Source organism: Citrobacter sp. C13, from assembly GCF_014596815.2.
Lineage (GTDB): Bacteria > Pseudomonadota > Gammaproteobacteria > Enterobacterales > Enterobacteriaceae > Citrobacter > Citrobacter portucalensis.
This window is the reverse complement of record NZ_CP115024.1, coordinates 301477-320704: the sequence shown is the minus strand read 5'-3', so window position 1 is coordinate 320704 and position 19228 is coordinate 301477. Positions and strand designations below refer to the sequence as shown.

The window sequence follows — 19228 nt, the reverse complement described above, 5'->3', positions numbered from 1 at the left end:
CCAATGGTTGATTTTTTATCATTAGTCAGAGCTGGAGATATTATATCTTATAATAAAACATGTACTTTAATAGGCGGCATACCTCTGGTGTTACTTTTTATAATTCTTTCTATTGTAGCTTTATTTAATAAAGAGGCACATGCAAAAACCCCTGATTCAATGAATAACGCATTAATAATTATAACCATTATTCCTTTTGTAATTGGTTTTATTGCGGACTGCCTACTACCTTTTTTACTTATGGCATTATCGTACACGTCCTGCCCCCAGAAGAAGCTTCATGATTTCTACGTTACAGATATCGAACTGTGCAAAACTATCGTAGATAACCGTGGATATTGGTAATAGTCTCATGCAGATGCTTCTTTTGTGGGCAACAATACCGATCTTTAAGTCTGATTATGATCTGGTGGATTTTTTGGTAGATATCTCAATGGATGCAGCAAAAGCGGTGGTATCGGGAGTAGTGATTGGAGTGATGGTTACTGGAGTATTGGCAATATTTAGTGTTCCTGTAGTAATCACGACTCTTGGTATTATTATCGTAGGGTTATTTTTCAACTATGAATTAAATGACCTGGACGATAAAATAGGGCTATCAGTTTCATTAAAGAACAAACTTCGCGACTATCTTCACCATAGTAAACATGAAAATTATGGTTTTAATAGCCCTTATTTTTACTCTTTTTAAGGAAAGCGAATGACTAAGCTCCATTTGCGCCTGATATCTTTCTCTCTTACTATTTTTTTCTGTAGTCTCCTTTATATGATATTCACTGGGAGCATAATGGAAAATTTTCTTTCACTAATTAGAATGGGTGATGTAATTTCCTATAACAAAAATACATGCGCAATAGTAGGAGGAATACCAACAATATTTCTATTTTCAATACTTTCTGTTTTCGCATTATTTAGTAAGGAAGGTCGTTTGAAAAAAATGCCCACTACAATAGAGTTATGGATGACAATGATTGTAGTAATTTCCTTTCTCATAGGCATTATTGCTAACTGTCTTATTCCCTTTTTATTGCTTGGATTATCATACACATCCTGCCCCCAGAAGAAGCTTCAGGATTTCTACGTTACAGATATCGAACTGTGTAAAACTATCGTAGATAAACGTGGCTTGTGGTAACGGATTCATCATACTTTTATTAATTTAAGGAATTGAATCGTTATTTTCAAAGAAAATGAGTATAGAACTCTGCAAAATCTATAGTCACCAATGATTTACATTAAAAATTATCACCAACAGTAACAATTAAGATAATTCTATAACAGCAAATCATGCTTCGTCAGAAGGGGTTCAATCGCCGCCCTTGGTCAAACACTTCAACAGCCGCGCATCCTGACACCGGTTTCAGTACGTGTCTATCATCTTAAGAATTTGTGACATAGCGCAAAATAAGACAGTCCAATCCCGGACATAACTTGCAATAAATCTTAATCTGGCCGACCTTATATCTATTAATTACGAAGCGCAAAAAAAATCATTCTTCCCTATTTTCACACAGTGAAGTGACTAACTTATGTTGATTCCGTCTAAATTAAGTCGTCCGGTTCGACTCGACCATACGGTGGTTCGTGAGCGCCTGTTGGCTAAACTTTCCGGCGCGAACAATTTCAGGCTTGCCCTGATAACAAGTCCTGCTGGTTATGGAAAAACGACGCTGGTTTCACAATGGGCGGCAGGGAAAAATGATTTAGGCTGGTATTCTCTGGATGAGGGCGATAATCAGCAAGAGCGCTTTGCCAGTTATCTGATCGCCGCTATCCAACAGGCAACAGGTGGACACTGCACCACCAGTGAAGCAATGGTGCAAAAACGTCAGTACGCCAGCCTGACGTCACTGTTTGCCCAGCTATTTATCGAACTGGCCGAGTGGCACCGCCCGCTCTACCTGGTAGTAGATGATTATCATCTGATCTCTAACCCGGCCATTCACGAAGCGATGCGTTTCTTCCTGCGTCACCAGCCTGAGAACCTCACGCTGGTCGTGCTGTCGCGCAATCTGCCGCAGTTGGGTATTGCCAACCTGCGGGTACGCGATCAACTGCTGGAGATAGGCAGCCAACAGTTGGCCTTTAACCATCAGGAAGCCAAACAATTTTTCGACCGACGTTTGTCCTCCCCCATCGAAGCGGCAGAAAGCAGCCGGATGTGCGATGACGTTGCTGGCTGGGCCACAGCGTTACAACTGATCGCCCTTTCCGCCCGTCAGAACAATAACTCTGCTCACCAGTCGGCACGACGCCTCGCCGGGATCAACGCCAGCCATTTGTCCGATTATCTGGTTGATGAAGTGCTGGACAGCGTCGACCTCGGCACCCGTCACTTCCTGCTGAAAAGCGCCATTCTGCGTTCCATGAACGATGCGCTGATCGTCCGCGTTACCGGGGAAGAAAACGGCCAGATGCGGCTGGAAGAAATTGAGCGCCAGGGGTTATTCCTGCAGCGGATGGATGACGTTGGCGAGTGGTTCAGCTATCACCCGCTGTTTGGCAGCTTTTTACGCCAGCGCTGCCAATGGGAGCTGGCGAACGAACTGTCCGAAATACACCGCGCCGCCGCCGAAAGCTGGATGGCGCAAGGCTTCCCCAGCGAAGCTATCCACCACGCGCTGGCAGCCGGCGACGCCCATATGCTACGCGATATCCTGCTGAATCATGCGTGGGGACTGTTTAACCATAGCGAGCTGACGTTACTGGAAGAGTCGCTGAAAGCCCTGCCGTGGGAAAGCCTGCTGGAAAATCCGCGTCTGGTTCTGTTGCAAGCCTGGCTGATGCAAAGCCAGCACCGCTACGGAGAGGTTAACACCTTGCTGGCGCGCGCAGAGCAGGAAATGAAAGGCGACATGGAGCCGACACTGCACGCCGAATTCAACGCTTTACGGGCGCAGGTAGCGATTAACGACGGCAACCCTGACGAAGCCGAACGCCTGGCGAAACTGGCCCTGGATGAGTTACCCATCGCCTGGTTCTATAGCCGGATCGTCGCCACCTCGGTGCACGGCGAAGTCCTGCACTGTAAGGGCGATCTCACGCGCTCTCTGGCGTTAATGCAGCAAACCGAGCAAATGGCGCGTCATCATGACGTCTGGCATTACGCGCTGTGGAGTCTTATCCAGCAAAGCGAAATTTTGTTTGCCCAGGGCTTTTTACAGGCCGCCTGGGAAACTCAGGAAAAAGCATTCCAGCTGATCAAAGAGCAGCACCTGGAACAGCTGCCGATGCACGAATTCCTGGTACGTATTCGCGCACAACTACTGTGGGCATGGGCGCGTCTGGACGAATCAGAAGCCTCTGCCCGTAGCGGTATTGAACTGCTTTCCACCTTCCAGCCGCAGCAACAGCTACAGTGTCTGGCGCTGCTGGTTCAGTGTTCACTGGCACGGGGCGATCTCGATAACGCTCGCAGCCTGCTCAACCGCCTGGAAAACCTGCTGGGTAACGGTCACTATCACAGCGACTGGATCTCCAACGCCGATAAGGTGCGGGTGATTTACTGGCAAATGGTGGGCGACAAAAACTCGGCCGCCAACTGGCTGCGCCACACGCCAAAACCAGAATTCGCCAATAACCACTTCCTGCAAAGCCAGTGGCGCAACATCGCTCGCGCACAAATCCTGCTCGGCGAGTTTGAACCGGCTGAAATTGTGCTGGAAGAGTTGAATGAAAATGCGCGCAATCTGCGCCTGATGAGCGATCTGAACCGTAACCTGCTGCTGCTTAATCAGCTCTACTGGCAGGCAGGGCGCAAAAATGACGCCCAGCGTGTGTTACTCGACGCCCTACAGCTGGCGAACCGCACCGGGTTTATCAGCCACTTTGTTATCGAAGGCGAAGCCATGGCGCAACAACTGCGTCAGCTGATTCAGCTTAATACCTTACCGGAGCTCGATCAGCACCGCGCCCAGCGCATTTTGCGTGAGATTAACCAGCACCACCGCCATAAATTCGCCCACTTCGATGAAGGATTCGTTGAGCGTCTGCTTACTCACCCGGAAGTGCCGGAGCTTATCCGCACCAGCCCGCTGACCCAGCGCGAATGGCAGGTTCTGGGACTGATTTATTCGGGCTACAGCAACGAGCAGATCGCCGGAGAGCTGGCCGTCGCGGCCACGACCATCAAGACGCACATCCGCAATTTGTACCAAAAACTTGGCGTCGCACATCGCCAGGATGCGGTACAACATGCGCAGAAGCTGCTGAAGATGATGGGGTACGGCGTTTAGTTAATGCCTGATACGCAACGCTTATCAGGCCGGGAATTACCTTAGCACAGCTCTAACTGGATATGATGGTCAGCAATCACCTGCATCACACCAGCAGGCGGCAGCGTGTCGGTATACACCGCATCCACCATGCTGATGCTGCCCATATTCACCATCGCGTTACGCCCAAACTTCGAGTGGTCCACCACCAGCATCACATGCCGTGAATTCTCAATGATCGCGCGTTTGGTGCGAACTTCGTGATAATCAAACTCCAGCAGAGAACCGTCGCTGTCGATGCCGCTGATCCCTAAGATGCCGAAGTCCAGACGGAACTGAGAAATAAAGTCGAGGGTCGCTTCGCCCATAATACCGCCGTCGCGGCTACGCAGTTCACCACCAGCGAGGATTATGCGGAAATCCTCTTTCGCCATCAGCGTGTTCGCCACATTGAGGTTGTTGGTCACAATACGTAAATTGCTGTGATTAAGCAGCGCGTGAGCCACCGCTTCCGGCGTGGTTCCGATATCAATAAACAGCGTAGAGCCGTTCGGGATCTGCGTGGCAACTTTGCGGGCAATGCGCTCTTTTTCCGCAGTCTGCGTCGCTTTACGGTCATGCCACGGGGTGTTGACCGAGCTGGATGGCAACGCCGCGCCGCCGTGATGGCGCAAAATCATGTTCTGATCGGCCAGATCGTTAAGATCGCGGCGAATCGTCTGCGGGCTGACGGAGAAATGCTCCACCAGCTCTTCAGTACTGACGTATCCCTGTTTTTTTACCAGCTCGATGATCGCGTCATGTCGTTGTGTTTGCTTCATTATGGTTCCCTGAAATTTTGCCGGATGCGCTGACGCTTATCCGGCCTACAAATTGGTCCAAACGCACACCGCCTTCCGGCACCACAAAACTTGAGTCAAGTTCGTTTTCGTACATTTATAGTATCGGCAAACGCCATTGCCAGACCCACGGCCAATCCGGCGATATGAGCGCCATTCGCCATCGACATGCCGAATAGATCAAACCAGCCGGCAACAATCCAGATCAAAGCAAAGATAATCAAACCACGCTGCAGGAAAATACCGCTTTGCGGATCGCGTTCGCCGCGCAACCACACGTAGCCCATCAGCGCATATACCACGCCAGACAGTCCACCAAACCACGGGCCGCTAAATTTCTGCTGAACATAGCCGCTCAACAGGGCGCTGATCACGGTAATTACAATCAGTTTTCCACTGCCCAGACGCTTTTCAACCGCACCGCCGAGATACCACCACCACAACAGGTTGAACAGAATATGCATCAGCGAGAAGTGCATAAAAGCGTGGGTGAAATAACGCCAGAATTCAAATTTCAGCGAAGGGTCAAACGGCCATGCCAGCCAGAGCATCACCGCCTGGTCGCCCAGCACGTTCATCGCAATAAACACCAGCACACACGCGGCCATCACCAACCAGGTTACCGGACCTGCGCGTTCGCGCAATGTGGCCAGGAACGGATAACGCTGGTAGTGCAGACCGCTGTCGGTCTGACCCGACTGCCAGCTTGCCGCGAGGTAGCGCGGATCGCCCGGATTCTCCAGAAATCGAGCCAGTTCAGCATGCACGCGCTCGGCCTGGGACTCATCCGCCAGCCAGACATCCGTTTGCTGATGTTGTTGAATCGTCAGGATAACGCCCTGTGTCGCCATATAATCAACAAATGCCTGCGCCACGCGGGGGTTAGCAAAAGAGGTAATCATCAACATGGTTGCTGTCGCTTCATCCACACAAAAGAGGACAGTATATATACCCTTCTTACTTCGAGCTGCATCTTTGTTGGCTTTCCTCGCTCACTCCGGTCACGTACTGTTCGTACGCTCCCGGAGATTCGCTGCGTCGCCGTCGCGATGCAACTCGAATTAATTTGGGTATAGCCTTACGAACCGTATGCCACTTCTGCCGGAAAATGTCGATGCCAGGCGTCGAAGCCGCCGTCAACGCTGTAAACCGCGTCATAGCCCTGCTGAAGAAGATATTGCGCCGCGCCTTTACTGCTGTTGCCGTGATAACACATCACCAACACGGCGGTGTCGAAATCATGCTCGCGCATAAATGACCCCAGCGTGTCGTTCGTCAGATGAAACGCCTGCGGGGCATGACCCATGGCATAGCTTTGCGGATCACGGATATCCACTAACACCGCGCTCCCCTGATGCAGCTTCTGATGCGCTTCTTCGACATTAATACATTCAAACTGATCCATTGCTCTCTCTTCTTTATATGGCAGGTGACGCTTTTCGGACATGTTACTGCTTAGTGTACGTCCCGACGGCAGTTAAACACCATAATGTTATATGTATCACTGTAAATTGTTTATCCGATGTTACCAATGGCGCGATTCTTTGCTATTATGCTCGATAACGAACATTAATGAGCTATAACGAAAGTGCGAGAGGCCAGCATGGAAACCAAAGATCTGATTGTGATAGGTGGAGGCATCAACGGTGCCGGTATCGCGGCAGATGCCGCTGGACGCGGTTTATCCGTGCTGATGCTGGAAGCGCAGGATTTAGCCTGCGCCACCTCTTCCGCTAGCTCCAAACTCATCCACGGTGGCCTGCGCTACCTGGAACACTACGAATTTCGTCTGGTAAGCGAAGCGCTGGCCGAACGTGAAGTGCTGTTGAAAATGGCACCGCATATCGCCTTCCCGATGCGCTTTCGTCTGCCCCACCGCCCGCACCTGCGTCCGGCGTGGATGATCCGCATTGGTTTGTTTATGTACGATCATCTGGGCAAACGCACCAGTTTGCCAAGTTCTACCGGTTTGCGTTTTGGCGCAGATTCCGTAATGAAACCTGAGATTGTGCGCGGTTTCGAATATTCTGACTGCTGGGTAGACGATGCGCGACTGGTTTTGGCAAACGCCCAAATGGTCGTACGCAAAGGCGGAGAAGTATTAACCCGCACTCGCGCCACCTCTGCTCGCCGTGAAAACGGTTTGTGGATTGTTGAAGCTGAAGATATCGATACCGGCAAAAAACACACCTGGCAGGCGCGTGGCCTGGTCAACGCCACCGGTCCGTGGGTGAAAGAGTTCTTCGACGACGGTATGCACCTGCCATCGCCGTACGGTATTCGCCTGATCAAAGGCAGCCACATCGTAGTGCCGCGCGTACATACCCAGAAGCAAGCTTATATTCTGCAAAACGAAGATAAACGTATTGTGTTTGTTATCCCATGGATGGATGAATTCTCGATCATTGGGACGACAGACGTTGAATACAAAGGCGATCCGAAAACAGTGAAAATTGATGAAAGCGAAATCAATTACCTGCTGAAGGTCTACAACGCGCACTTTAAGAAACAGCTGGGCCGTGATGATATCGTCTGGACTTACTCGGGCGTGCGTCCGCTGTGCGATGACGAGTCTGACTCACCGCAGGCGATCACCCGTGATTACACGCTGGATATCCACGACGAAAACGGCAAGGCGCCGCTGCTGTCGGTCTTTGGCGGTAAGCTGACGACCTATCGTAAGCTGGCTGAACACGCGATGGAAAAACTGGCGTCGTACTATCAGGGAATTGGTCCGGCATGGACGAAAGAGTGCATTCTGCCTGGCGGCGACATTGGCGGCGATCGCGAAGATTACGCAGCCAAACTGCGCCGTCGATACCCGTTCCTGACCGAGTCGCTGGCACGCCATTATTCTCGCACCTACGGCAGCAACACCGAATGGATCATCGGCGAAGCCACCTCGCTTGCCGAGTTAGGTGAAGACTTTGGCCATGAGTTTTATGAGGCCGAGCTGAAATATCTGGTCGATCACGAATGGGTTCGTCGCGCGGAAGATGCGCTGTGGCGTCGCACGAAAGAAGGTATGTGGCTGAACGCTGAGCAGCAGTCACGCATGACCCAGTGGCTGGCGGAGTATATCGAGAAACACCAGCTGTCGCTGGCGTCGTAAGCAAGTACACGAACGTAGGCCGGGCAAGCGAAGCGCCCCCGGCAACGAGCGCCCTGTAGGCCCGGTAAGCGTCATCGCTATCGGGCCTTTTGCCGGATGGCGGCTAGCGCCTTATCCGGCCTACAGGTAGTCCTATCCCTTATTACAACCGCACCGAATCAATATGCCAGATGTTTTCGGCGTACTCTTTGATCGTCCTGTCCGACGAGAAGTACCCCATGTTGGCGATATTAATCATCGACTTGGTGGTCCACTCTTCCGGATGACGATACAGTTCATCAACCTTATCCTGGCAATCAACGTAGCTGCGATAATCCGCCAGAACCTGATAGTGGTCGCCAAAGTTAATCAGCGAATCCACCAGGTCGCGATAGCGTCCCGGCTCCTCAGGGCTGAATACGCCGCTGCCGATCTGCGTCAGCACCTGGTGCAGCTCTTCATCTTTCTCGTAATACTCACGCGGCTTGTAGCCCTGGCTGCGTAAAGCCTCGACCTCTTCCGCCGTATTACCAAAGATAAAGATATTTTCTGCGCCCACATGCTCCAGCATCTCAACGTTGGCACCGTCCAGCGTCCCGATGGTCAGCGCGCCGTTAAGAGCAAATTTCATATTACTGGTACCGGAGGCTTCGGTCCCGGCCAGAGAAATCTGCTCAGACAGATCGGCAGCAGGAATAATCACCTGCGCCAGGCTGACGCTGTAGTTGGGGATAAACACCACTTTCAGCTTGTCGCCAATTTGCGGATCGTTGTTGATCACTTTCGCGACGTCGTTGATCAGGTGAATGATGTGTTTCGCCATGTAATAAGCAGAAGCCGCTTTACCTGCGAAGATATTCACACGCGGTACCCACTCAGCGTCAGGATCGGCCTTAATGCGGTTGTAGCGGGTAATCACATGCAGCACGTTCATCAACTGACGTTTGTATTCGTGAATACGCTTTATCTGCACATCAAACAGCGATTTCGGGTTCACCACCACGTTCAGCTGCTGGGCAATAAGCGTGGCCAGACGCTTTTTATTCTCCAGCTTCGCGCGGCGCACCGCCTGATTTACCAGCGGGTAATCGCAGTGCTGCTCAAGCTCACTGAGCTGGCTGAGATCGGTTCGCCAGGTGCGTCCAATGTTCTCATCCAGCACTTCAGAGAGCGACGGGTTGGCTAGCGCCAGCCAGCGACGCGGCGTCACGCCATTGGTGACGTTGCAAAAACGAGTCGGGAAAATCTTCGCAAAATCAGCAAACAGTGACTGCACCATCAGGTTGGAGTGCAGCTCGGAAACGCCGTTAACCTTGTGGCTCACCACCACCGCCAGCCATGCCATACGCACACGACGGCCGTTAGATTCATCGATAATCGACGTCCGCCCCAGCAGAGCGGTATCGTTCGGATACTGTTCCTGTAACGTTTTCAGGAAGTAGTCGTTGATTTCAAAGATGATTTGCAGATGGCGCGGCAAAATTTTGCCCAGCATATCGACAGGCCAGGTCTCCAGCGCTTCGCTCATCAAAGTGTGGTTGGTATACGAGAAGACCTGGCAGCAGACCTCAAACGCATCGTCCCAGCTGAACTTATGCTCATCGATCAGCAAACGCATTAGCTCTGGGATCGACAGCACCGGATGGGTGTCGTTGAGGTGAATGGCAATTTTATCCGCCAGGTTGTCGTAGGTTTTGTGCAGCTGGTAATGACGGCTCAGAATGTCCTGCACCGTGGAGGAGACCAGGAAATACTCCTGGCGCAGCCGCAGTTCACGTCCTGAATAGGTGGAGTCGTCCGGGTACAGTACGCGGGAGACGTTCTCGGAGTGGTTTTTATCTTCCACCGCCGCAAAGTAGTCGCCCTGGTTAAATTTACCGAGATTAATCTCGCTACTGGCCTGGGCATTCCACAGACGCAGCGTGTTGGTGGCGTCGGTGTCGTAGCCGGGGATAATCTGGTCGTAGGCGACCGCGAGGATCTCTTCGGTTTCTATCCAGCGCGTTTTCTTACCTTCCTGCTGAATGCGCCCGCCAAAACGCACTTTGTAGCGCGTGTTGTGGCGTTTGAATTCCCACGGGTTACCGTATTCCAGCCAGTAGTCCGGCGACTCTTTCTGGCGGCCATCAACAATGTTCTGCTTGAACATGCCGTAGTCATAACGAATACCGTAGCCGCGTCCCGGCAATCCCAGCGTTGCCAGAGAGTCCAGAAAGCAGGCCGCCAGGCGCCCGAGACCGCCATTGCCAAGACCCGGGTCGTTTTCTTCGTCGATCAGATCTTCAAGATCCAACCCCATTCCTTCCAGCGCATTTTTGACATCGTCATAAATGCCCAGCGATAACAGTGCATTGGAAAGCGTGCGGCCAATCAGAAACTCCATAGACAGGTAATAGACCTGACGAGTTTCCTGAGATAATTGCGCACGGTTAGAACGCAGCCAGCGCTCCACGAGACGGTCGCGCACCGCGAACAACGTGGCGTTCAGCCACTCATGTTTATTGGCAATGACCGGGTCCTTACCAATCGTGAACATCAGCTTATAGGCAATAGAATGCTTAAGTGCCTCTACGCTGAGTGTGGGCGATGCATAAGTAAATGGAGCATTCATATAGGTGATTCCTGGATATCTATTTCAAGCGATAGTAAAGCTCACGGTATGACTTCGCCGCGACTTGCCAGCTAAAATCCATGGTCATGGCCTGACGTTGTACAAACCGCCAAAGCGAAGGCCGGGACCACAATACGAAAGCACGCCGGATCGCGCGTAACAGCGACCAGGCATTACTATCTTCAAATACAAACCCACTGGCGATACCGTCCGCCAGGTTTTCCAGCGAACTGTCAGAGACTGTATCAGCCAGCCCACCGGTGCGCCGCACCAGCGGCAGCGTGCCGTACTTCAGTCCATACAACTGCGTTAAGCCACACGGCTCAAAACGGCTGGGAACCAATATCACATCGGCCCCACCCATGATGCGGTGCGAGAAGGCTTCGTGATAGCCGATCTGCACACCCACCTGTCCTGGATGTTCCGCCGCTGCGGCGAGGAATCCTTCCTGTAATACCGGATCGCCCGCGCCTAGCAATGCCAGCTGTCCACCCTGCTCTAACAACCCCGGCAGCGCTTCCAGCACCAGATCCAGCCCTTTTTGACTGGTCAGACGGCTCACCACAGCAAACAGCGGTACTTTATCGTTGACCTTAAGTCCCATCGCTATCTGAAGCTGACGTTTGTTTTCTGCCTTCTCCTCCAGCGTGTCGCGCGTATATCGCGATGCCAGCAGGAGATCGGTTTCCGGGCTCCAGATTTTTTCATCAACGCCGTTCAGCACGCCGGAAAGGCGCCCTTCGCGATGACGTTGCTGCAACAGACCTTCCATGCCGTAGGCAAACTGCGGCTCGGTAATTTCCCGCGCGTAGGTCGGACTGACCGCCGTAATGTGGTCGGCGTAGTACAACCCTGCCTTCAGAAACGAAATCTGCCCGTTAAACTCCAGTCCGTGCACATTAAAGAACGACCATGGCAATTGGATGTCATCCATATGCTTTGCATAAAACATGCCTTGATACGCCAGGTTGTGGACGGTGAACACCGATTTCGCCGGATGGCCGCGCGCCGCCAGATACGCCGGAGCCAGACCCGCATGCCAGTCGTGCGCATGCACCACATCCGGGCGCCAGAATGGGTCAAGGCCACAGGCCATTTCACAGCCAACCCAGCCCAGCAATGCAAAACGCTGCACGTTATCGGTATAAGCAAACAGGTTAGTGTCGTGATACGGACTACCGGGGCGGTCATAGAGATGCGGCGCGTCAATCAGGTAAATACCCACGCCGTTGAAATGCCCGAACAGCAGCGTGATACGTCCGGCGAAGGTATCCCGACGCGTCACTACCTGCGCATCGGGAATGCCGCGACGAATATCAGGAAACGCCGGAAGCAGCACGCGGGCATCCACGCCGTCCGCTATTTGCGCTGCGGGTAACGCCCCAATAACATCCGCCAGTCCCCCGGTTTTTAACAGGGGGAACATCTCTGAACAAACGTGTAAAACCTGCATTATCGCTCCTGTTTGATCTGCAGTTTGCGTAGCATTTCACGCGTGACCAGCACAATACCTTCCTCTGAACGGTAGAAACGACGCGCATCTTCTTCCGCGTTTTCACCAATCACCATGCCTTCGGGAATAACGCAGGCGCGGTCGATAATGCAACGACGTAAGCGGCACGAACGTCCCACCCACACTTCAGGTAACAACACTGCCGAATCAATGTTACAGAATGAATTCACCCGCACTCGCGGGAACAGAACGGACTGCACCACCACTGAACCTGAAATTATGCATCCGCCAGAAACCAGCGAGTTCAGCGTCATTCCGTGGCTGCCGGAACGGTCCTGAACAAATTTTGCCGGTGGCAGCGATTCCATGTGCGTACGGATTGGCCAGTCCTGGTCGTACATGTCCAGTTCAGGCGTCACCGAAGCCAGATCGAGGTTCGCCTTCCAGTAGGCTTCCAGCGTACCCACGTCACGCCAGTACGGCTCGGATTCCGGGTCAGACTGCACGCAGGACAACGGGAATGGATGTGCATACGCCATGCCAGCTTCGGTGATTTTCGGGATAATGTCTTTACCGAAATCGTGACTGGAGTTTTCATCAAGGTCATCTTCCGCCAGCAATTCATACAGATAATCGGCGTTGAAAACGTAGATCCCCATACTGGCAAGAGATTTGGTCGGGTCGCCAGGCATGGCTGGCGGGTTGGCGGGTTTTTCAACGAACTCGATAATTTTATCGGTGTCGTCCACGTCCATCACGCCAAACGCGCTGGCCTCTTCAATAGGCACTGGCATACAGGCCACGGTGCAACGCGCGCCTTTCTCGACGTGGTCGATCAGCATGCGTGAGTAGTCCTGCTTGTAGATATGATCGCCCGCGAGGATCACCACATATTCCGCTTTATAGCGTCGAATGATGTCCAGGTTTTGGGTCACCGCATCCGCCGTGCCGCGATACCAGTTTTCACCCTGCATTCTCTGCTGGGCAGGTAGCAGATCGACGAACTCGTTCATCTCTTCGCTAAAGAACGACCAGCCGCGCTGAATATGCTGCACCAGCGTGTGGGACTGGTACTGAGTGATCACGCCAATACGGCGGATCCCGGAGTTAATACAGTTGGATAAGGCAAAATCGATAATGCGGAACTTACCGCCAAAGTGCACAGCAGGTTTGGCACGTTTGTTGGTTAAATCTTTTAAGCGGGTACCGCGGCCACCGGCCAGGATCAGGGCAACAGATTTTAATGGCAGCTGGCGCGCCAACATTACACGATCGTTCTTCTCTAAACTCACCATGACTAACTCCTTTTTTATCTTCTCTGGAACACACACAGTCCGTGCGCAGGTCCCTGCCAGACAGCCGTAAGCACCGGATTATCCTCTCCGGCAAATGGGGGAACGGCGCACCATCCCCCTTCAGGTAAAACGATATCTGTCACCTCAAGCGTGGCATTTATTGCAATCAGAAAACGGTCTGAAAGCAGGATTTGCATCTGCCTCGGGCCGTTTTGCCACTCATCCGCACTTAAGGGTTGTGCGTACTTATTCAGCCAACGAACATTGCCATCGCCCTCTTCCCACCAGCGATCACCCGTTAATGCAGGAATTTGCTGACGAAGATGGATCAGGGCTGCGGTAAATGTGGTTAGTCCGCTGTTTGCCTGCTGCCATTCCAGCCAGGTTAGGACGTTATCCTGGCAGTAAGCGTTATTGTTGCCGTGCTGGCTATGACCATGCTCATCGCCCGCCAGCAACATCGGCGTCCCCTGGGAGAGCAACAGCGTGGTTAACAGCGCATGAATGCTGTCGCGCCGCCGCTCAATCAGGTCCAGCGTGCCGCCTAATCCTTCTTTACCATGATTGTCGCTGTAGTTATTGCTAGTGCCGTCGCGATTTTCCTCACCATTCGCTTCATTGTGCTTATTTGTGAAGCACACACAGTCGCGTAGCGTAAAACCGTCGTGCGCAGTCACCAGATTGACCGTCGCGCTGGGTTTGCGACCATTGCGTTTAAACACGTCGCTTGATGCGGCAAAACGCCCGGCAAACTCACCCAACGAGAGATTACGCTGGAGCCAGAAGCGTCGGGTCGCATCGCGGAAATGGTCATTCCACTCGGCAAACGGCGGAGGGAAATTCCCCACCTGATAGCCGCCTTCACCAATATCCCACGGTTCCGCAATCAGCTTAACGCGTGAGAGCTGCGGACAGTTTTGGATCGCGGTAAACAGCGGCGCATCCTGACGAAACGCAGGTGTACGCCCCATGACGGAAGCCAAATCAAAACGAAAACCATCCACATGGCAGGTTTCAACCCAGTAGCGCAGGCATTCACATGCGTATTCCACAACGCCGGGATGGCTCAGATTGAGGGTGTTCCCACAACCGGTCCAGTTGTAGTAATCACCATCGTCCCTGATCCAATAATAGCTACGGTTATCAATTCCGCGCAGCGAGAAGACGGGGCCTTCGAGATCCAGCTCGGCGCTGTGGTTCAAAACGATATCGAGAATGACCTCAATCCCCGCTTTGTGCAGCGCTTTTACCGCGTCGCGAAACTCATCAAGCGCACTCTCCGGCGAACAGGCATAGGCCGGATGCAGCGCGAACATCGCTACCGGGTTGTAGCCCCAATAGTTCGACAGCCCCAGCCGCTGAAGCCGTGGTTCGCTGGCAAAATGCGCCACCGGCAGCAGCTCCAGCGCGGTAATGCCGAGGCGCTTGAAGTAATCGATCATCACTGGATGGCCCAGCGCTTTGTAGGTTCCGCGAATCTCTTCCGGCAGCTCAGGATGCAAATACGTCAACCCTTTGACATGCGCTTCGTAAATCACGGTATTGCCCCACGGCGTGCGCGGCGGGGCATCATCCTCCCAGTCATAATGATCGGACACCACCACGCCCTTCAGCGCGATGGTGGCATTATCATGATGATCCGGTTCATTTAGCCCACCGTGCAGCAGCGGGTTATCTTTTAACTCGCCATCCACCCGACGGGCGCAAGGGTCAAGCAGCAGCTTGGCCGGATTAAACCGGTGGCCCTGCTGCGGTTGCCATGGGCCATGAACACGATAGCCATAGCGCAGACCGGGCCGGGCGTTGGCCAGATAGCCATGCCAGACATCACCGCTACGCCCCGGCAGGTCATAGCGAAGTTCGCACCCTTGCTCATCGAATACGCATAATTCAACGCGTTCAGCGTGGGCCGAGAAGAGTGTGAAATTGACACCATGGCCGTCATACGTTGCACCATGGGGGGTGGCGTTGCCGGTTGCCAGTTGCGTCATTACCCCTCCCGGACCAGCCAAATCGTTGCCAACGGCGGTAACGTGAGGCTCAGTGAGTGCCGACGACCATGGCTGGCGATTTCATCGCTGTGCACCGCACCGCCGTTACCGGTATTGCTGCCGTGGTAATGCATCGAGTCGGTATTGAGGATCTCACGCCATTTGCCTGGCTGATTGATACCGAAGCGATAGCCGTGGCGGGGCACAGGCGTAAAGTTACTGACCACGATGATTTCATTGCCGACCTTGTCACGACGCACGAAAGCCAGCACCGAACGTTCATTGTCATCTACCACCAGCCACTCAAAGCCATAGGCGTCAAAGTCGAGCTCGTGCAGCGCTTTGTGATGACGGTAGGTGTGGTTCAGATCGCGCACCAGACGCTGTACGCCGTGGTGCCAGTTATCGCCACCTTCCAGCAGGTGCCAGTCGAGGCTGGCGTCATGGTTCCATTCACGTCCCTGCGCAAACTCGTTGCCCATAAACAGCAGTTTTTTGCCCGGGAAGGCCCACATCCAGCCGTAGTAGGCGCGCAGGTTGGCAAACTTCTGCCATGCGTCTCCCGGCATGCGATCGAGAATGGATTTTTTACCGTGTACCACTTCATCATGCGACAGCGGCAGGACAAAGTTTTCGGTGTAGTTGTACAGCATGCCGAAGGTCAGCTTGTCGTGATGGTACTGACGATGAATCGGGTCCAGCTTCATGTAGTCCAGCGTGTCGTGCATCCAGCCGAGGTTCCACTTATACCAGAACCCTAAACCGCCCATATCCTGTGGTCTTGAAACGCCGGCAAAGTCGGTGGACTCTTCCGCCATGCTCACCGCGCCCGGAACTTGCTCGCCAAGAATGCGGTTGGTATTGCGCAAAAACTCAATGGCTTCAAGGTTTTCACGACCACCAAATTCGTTTGGGATCCATTCCCCTTCTTTGCGGCTGTAGTCGCGATAAATCATCGATGCCACGGCATCCACGCGCAACGCGTCGATCCCAAAACGTTCAATCCAGTACAGAGCATTACCCACCAGGTAGTTGCTGACTTCACGGCGACCGTAGTTGTAGATCAGCGTGTTCCAGTCCTGGTGATACCCTTCGCGCGGGTCGCTGTGCTCATAAAGGTTAGTGCCATCAAACTCTGCCAAACCAAAGTCGTCCGATGGGAAATGGCCCGGCACCCAGTCGAGAATGACGTTCAGCCCCGCCTGATGCGCAGCATTCACGAAATAGCGGAAATCATCGCGAGTCCCGAAGCGACGGGTCGGCGCATACATGCCGGTAGGTTGGTAACCCCAGCTACCGTCGAACGGATGCTCGTTAATCGGCAACAGTTCGAGGTGGGTAAAGCCCATCCACTTGGCGTAAGGCACTAACTGATCCGCCAGCTCGCGGTAGCTCAGCCAGAAGTTGTTATCGGTATGACGACGCCATGAACCCAGATGTACTTCATAGATAGAGATCGGCGCATCAAACTGATTGGCTTTTTTACGCTCCTCGCTTTGCACCACTTTTTCCGGCAGACCGCAAATAAGTGACGCGGTTTCCGGGCGCATTTGCGCTTCAAACGCGTAAGGGTCGGCTTTAATCCGCAGCTTACCGTTGGCATCGATCATCTCGTATTTATACAGCTGACCATGCTGCGCACCGGGGATAAACAACTCCCAGATACCGCTTTCTTTACGCAGGCGCATCGGGTGGCGACGGCCATCCCAGTAGTTGAACTGACCAACCACCGAAACACGCTGGGCGTTGGGTGCCCAGACGGAGAAACGAGTACCGGTGACGCCATCCATGGTATCCGCATGCGCACCCAGCGTTTCGTAAGGTCGCAGATGCGTACCTTCAGATAACAGCCATGCATCCATATCCTGGATCAGCGGGCCAAAACGATAAGGGTCATCAATCAGATTCTGCTGTCCATGCCAGACAACGGCCAACTGATAGCGAAAGAAATTTTTACGGCGGGGAAGTACTGCACAGAAAAAACCGCGAGAGTCGAGGCAATCCAGCTTGCCGACTTTGCGTCCGGTTTTGGGTTCGATCACCCACACTTCGGTGGCGTCAGGTAATAGGGCGCGGACTTCGAGTCCAGCATCAGTTTGGTGCATACCGAGTACGGAAAAAGGATCCGCAAAATGGCCTGCAATTAGCGCATTAATCACGTCTCTATCGATACGAACGGACATGGTTGTCATCCTGTTTTATGGTGTCACCCCTTCCAACTGATTTTCGACATCAGGTAGTGACACTTTTTTTGACCTGAACGGCGCAGCACAATTGTGCATCCTCTCTGCGTCGTCCCACCTTCAGGCAACAACTTAATACCTCCGGTACTAAGTCACCCTTAAAGAATAGCCAATGCTTTATCTTACTCCTGGTAAAAAATGAAACATCTGCGCTTACTCCTGTATTACGCAAAAAAAGGGGTGATTCCTCACCCCTTGATCGTTAACAAACTATTACGCCAATTGGCGCAGCATACGGCGCAATGGCTCCGCAGCACCCCACAGCAACTGGTCGCCCACGGTAAAGGCTGACAGGAACTCCGGTCCCATGTTCAGCTTACGCAGACGGCCTACTGGCGTGGTCAGCGTGCCGGTGACGGCCGCCGGGGTTAGCTCACGCATGGTGATATCCCGATCGTTTGGTACAACTTTGGCCCACGGATTGTGCGCCGCCAGCAGTTCTTCCACGGTCGGAATAGACACATCTTTTTTCAGTTTAATGGTGAACGCCTGGCTGTGGCAGCGCAGCGCGCCGACGCGCACGCACAGACCATCAACCGGGATCACGGAAGACGTGTTGAGAATTTTGTTGGTTTCCGCCTGTCCCTTCCACTCTTCGCGGCTCTGACCGTTATCGAGCTGTTTGTCGATCCACGGAATCAGGCTACCGGCCAGCGGTACGCCAAAGTTATCAACCGGCAGTTCGCCGCTGCGGGACAGGGTCGTCACTTTACGTTCGATGTCGAGAATAGCAGAGGAAGGGGTCGCCAGTTCCTCGGCCACATGGCCATACAGATGCCCCATCTGAGACAGCAGTTCACGCATATGGCGCGCGCCGCCGCCGGAAGCCGCCTGATAGGTTGCCACGGAAACCCAGTCAACCAGGTCATTGGCAAACAGGCCACCGAGAGACATCAGCATCAGGCTAACGGTACAGTTGCCGCCGACAAAGGTCTTAATACCTTTATTCAGGCCGTCGGTGATGACATCCTGGTTAACCGGATCGAGAATAATGATGGCATCGTCTTTCATACGCAGCGAAGAGGCTGCGTCAATCCAGTAACCTTGCCAACCGCTTTCACGAAGCTTTGGATAGATTTCGTTGGTATAATCGCCGCCCTGACAGGTCACGATGATATCGAGCGCCTTCAGCGCATCCAGATCAAAAGCGTCCTGAAGTGTGCCGGTCGCGGTGCCACCGAACGTCGGTGCCGCCTGCCCAAGCTGGGAAGTAGAAAAGAAAACAGGGCGAATGGCGTCGAAGTCACGCTCCTCAACCATGCGTTGCATGAGAACAGAGCCGACCATACCGCGCCAGCCGATAAAACCAACATTTTTCATAGCGTTTTTTCCTGCAGAGATGTGTGCTGTGTATGCTAACCAGTATCCTACTGGCCTATCCTTCACCATACAAAAAGCAGCCAAAGTCGCAAGTGAAATTAATCAATGATAGCGAAGCCATCAGTAATGCGACTTATCCCGCTGCGCAAGCAAGCAGAAAGTCCGCGGTAA

The 19228-nt window shown here is 53.0% G+C and carries 14 protein-coding genes; 5 read left to right on the top strand and 9 right to left on the bottom strand.

All coding sequences use genetic code 11. From position 1 onward, the window contains the following. The first annotated feature begins 3 nt into the window (after nucleotides 1-3). From IB222_RS01520 to malT, 4 genes are all read left to right on the top strand, one after another. Nucleotides 4-345: a DUF1240 domain-containing protein gene (locus IB222_RS01520; RefSeq protein WP_187392913.1), complete on the top strand. Its 342-nt coding sequence runs from the start codon at nucleotides 4-6 to the stop codon at nucleotides 343-345. Further along, nucleotides 332-691, top strand: a complete 360-nt coding sequence (locus tag IB222_RS01515) for a hypothetical protein (protein ID WP_148361381.1) — start codon at nucleotides 332-334, stop codon at nucleotides 689-691. The genes IB222_RS01520 and IB222_RS01515 overlap by 14 nt, the downstream gene beginning before the upstream one ends. A 96-nt stretch (nucleotides 692-787) precedes the next feature. Next, nucleotides 788-1135, top strand: a complete 348-nt coding sequence (locus IB222_RS01510) for a DUF1240 domain-containing protein (RefSeq protein ID WP_187392912.1) — start codon at nucleotides 788-790, stop codon at nucleotides 1133-1135. A 394-nt stretch (nucleotides 1136-1529) separates the two neighbouring features. Next, nucleotides 1530-4235 carry an HTH-type transcriptional regulator MalT gene (gene malT / locus IB222_RS01505; protein ID WP_148361379.1) on the top strand — a complete coding sequence of 902 codons (2706 nt, stop codon included), beginning with the start codon at nucleotides 1530-1532 and terminating at the stop codon, nucleotides 4233-4235. Nucleotides 4236-4276: 41 nt separating this feature from the next. Here the strand turns inward: malT and IB222_RS01500 are convergent, their stop codons facing one another. From IB222_RS01500 to glpE, 3 genes are all read right to left on the bottom strand, one after another. Continuing rightward, on the bottom strand, nucleotides 4277-5035 hold the full coding sequence (locus IB222_RS01500) for a DeoR/GlpR family transcriptional regulator (RefSeq protein WP_003023499.1): 759 nt from the start codon (nucleotides 5033-5035) through the stop codon (nucleotides 4277-4279). A gap of 95 nt (nucleotides 5036-5130) precedes the next feature. After that, on the bottom strand, nucleotides 5131-5961 hold the full coding sequence (gene glpG / locus IB222_RS01495; RefSeq protein ID WP_003827632.1) for a rhomboid family intramembrane serine protease GlpG: 831 nt from the start codon (nucleotides 5959-5961) through the stop codon (nucleotides 5131-5133). 170 nt (nucleotides 5962-6131) lie between these two features. Continuing rightward, nucleotides 6132-6458: a thiosulfate sulfurtransferase GlpE gene (gene glpE / locus IB222_RS01490; protein ID WP_003827629.1), complete on the bottom strand. Its 327-nt coding sequence runs from the start codon at nucleotides 6456-6458 to the stop codon at nucleotides 6132-6134. A 198-nt stretch (nucleotides 6459-6656) separates the two neighbouring features. On the opposite strand from glpE, the gene glpD reads away from it, so the two are divergent. Next, nucleotides 6657-8165 carry a glycerol-3-phosphate dehydrogenase gene (glpD, locus tag IB222_RS01485; RefSeq protein WP_148361378.1) on the top strand — a complete coding sequence of 503 codons (1509 nt, stop codon included), beginning with the start codon at nucleotides 6657-6659 and terminating at the stop codon, nucleotides 8163-8165. 142 nt (nucleotides 8166-8307) lie between these two features. Here glpD and glgP read toward each other — a convergent pair whose 3' ends face one another. The 6 genes from glgP to asd all read right to left on the bottom strand — a co-directional run bounded on the left by glgP (nucleotide 8308) and on the right by asd (nucleotide 19057). After that, entirely contained in the window at nucleotides 8308-10755 is a 2448-nt protein-coding gene (glgP, locus tag IB222_RS01480) for a glycogen phosphorylase (protein ID WP_003827624.1), read from the bottom strand. Between the two features lie 19 nt (nucleotides 10756-10774). Then, the gene (gene glgA, locus IB222_RS01475) at nucleotides 10775-12208 is read right to left on the bottom strand and encodes a glycogen synthase GlgA (RefSeq protein ID WP_003827622.1); all 1434 of its coding nucleotides are present in this window, start codon (nucleotides 12206-12208) and stop codon (nucleotides 10775-10777) included. Next, entirely contained in the window at nucleotides 12208-13503 is a 1296-nt protein-coding gene (gene glgC / locus IB222_RS01470) for a glucose-1-phosphate adenylyltransferase (RefSeq protein WP_003827621.1), read from the bottom strand. Before glgC ends, glgA begins: the two co-directional genes overlap by 1 nt. A 14-nt stretch (nucleotides 13504-13517) precedes the next feature. Further along, a complete protein-coding gene (gene glgX / locus IB222_RS01465) occupies nucleotides 13518-15494 on the bottom strand; it encodes a glycogen debranching protein GlgX (RefSeq protein ID WP_149384412.1) in 1977 nt (658 codons plus the stop codon). Next, nucleotides 15494-17677: a 1,4-alpha-glucan branching enzyme gene (gene glgB, locus IB222_RS01460; RefSeq protein ID WP_149384411.1), complete on the bottom strand. Its 2184-nt coding sequence runs from the start codon at nucleotides 17675-17677 to the stop codon at nucleotides 15494-15496. The genes glgX and glgB overlap by 1 nt, the downstream gene beginning before the upstream one ends. A 273-nt stretch (nucleotides 17678-17950) precedes the next feature. Next, complete coding sequence (asd, locus tag IB222_RS01455; protein WP_003827614.1) at nucleotides 17951-19057, bottom strand: aspartate-semialdehyde dehydrogenase; 1107 nt, start codon at nucleotides 19055-19057, stop codon at nucleotides 17951-17953. Between the last annotated feature and the right edge of the window lie 171 nt (nucleotides 19058-19228).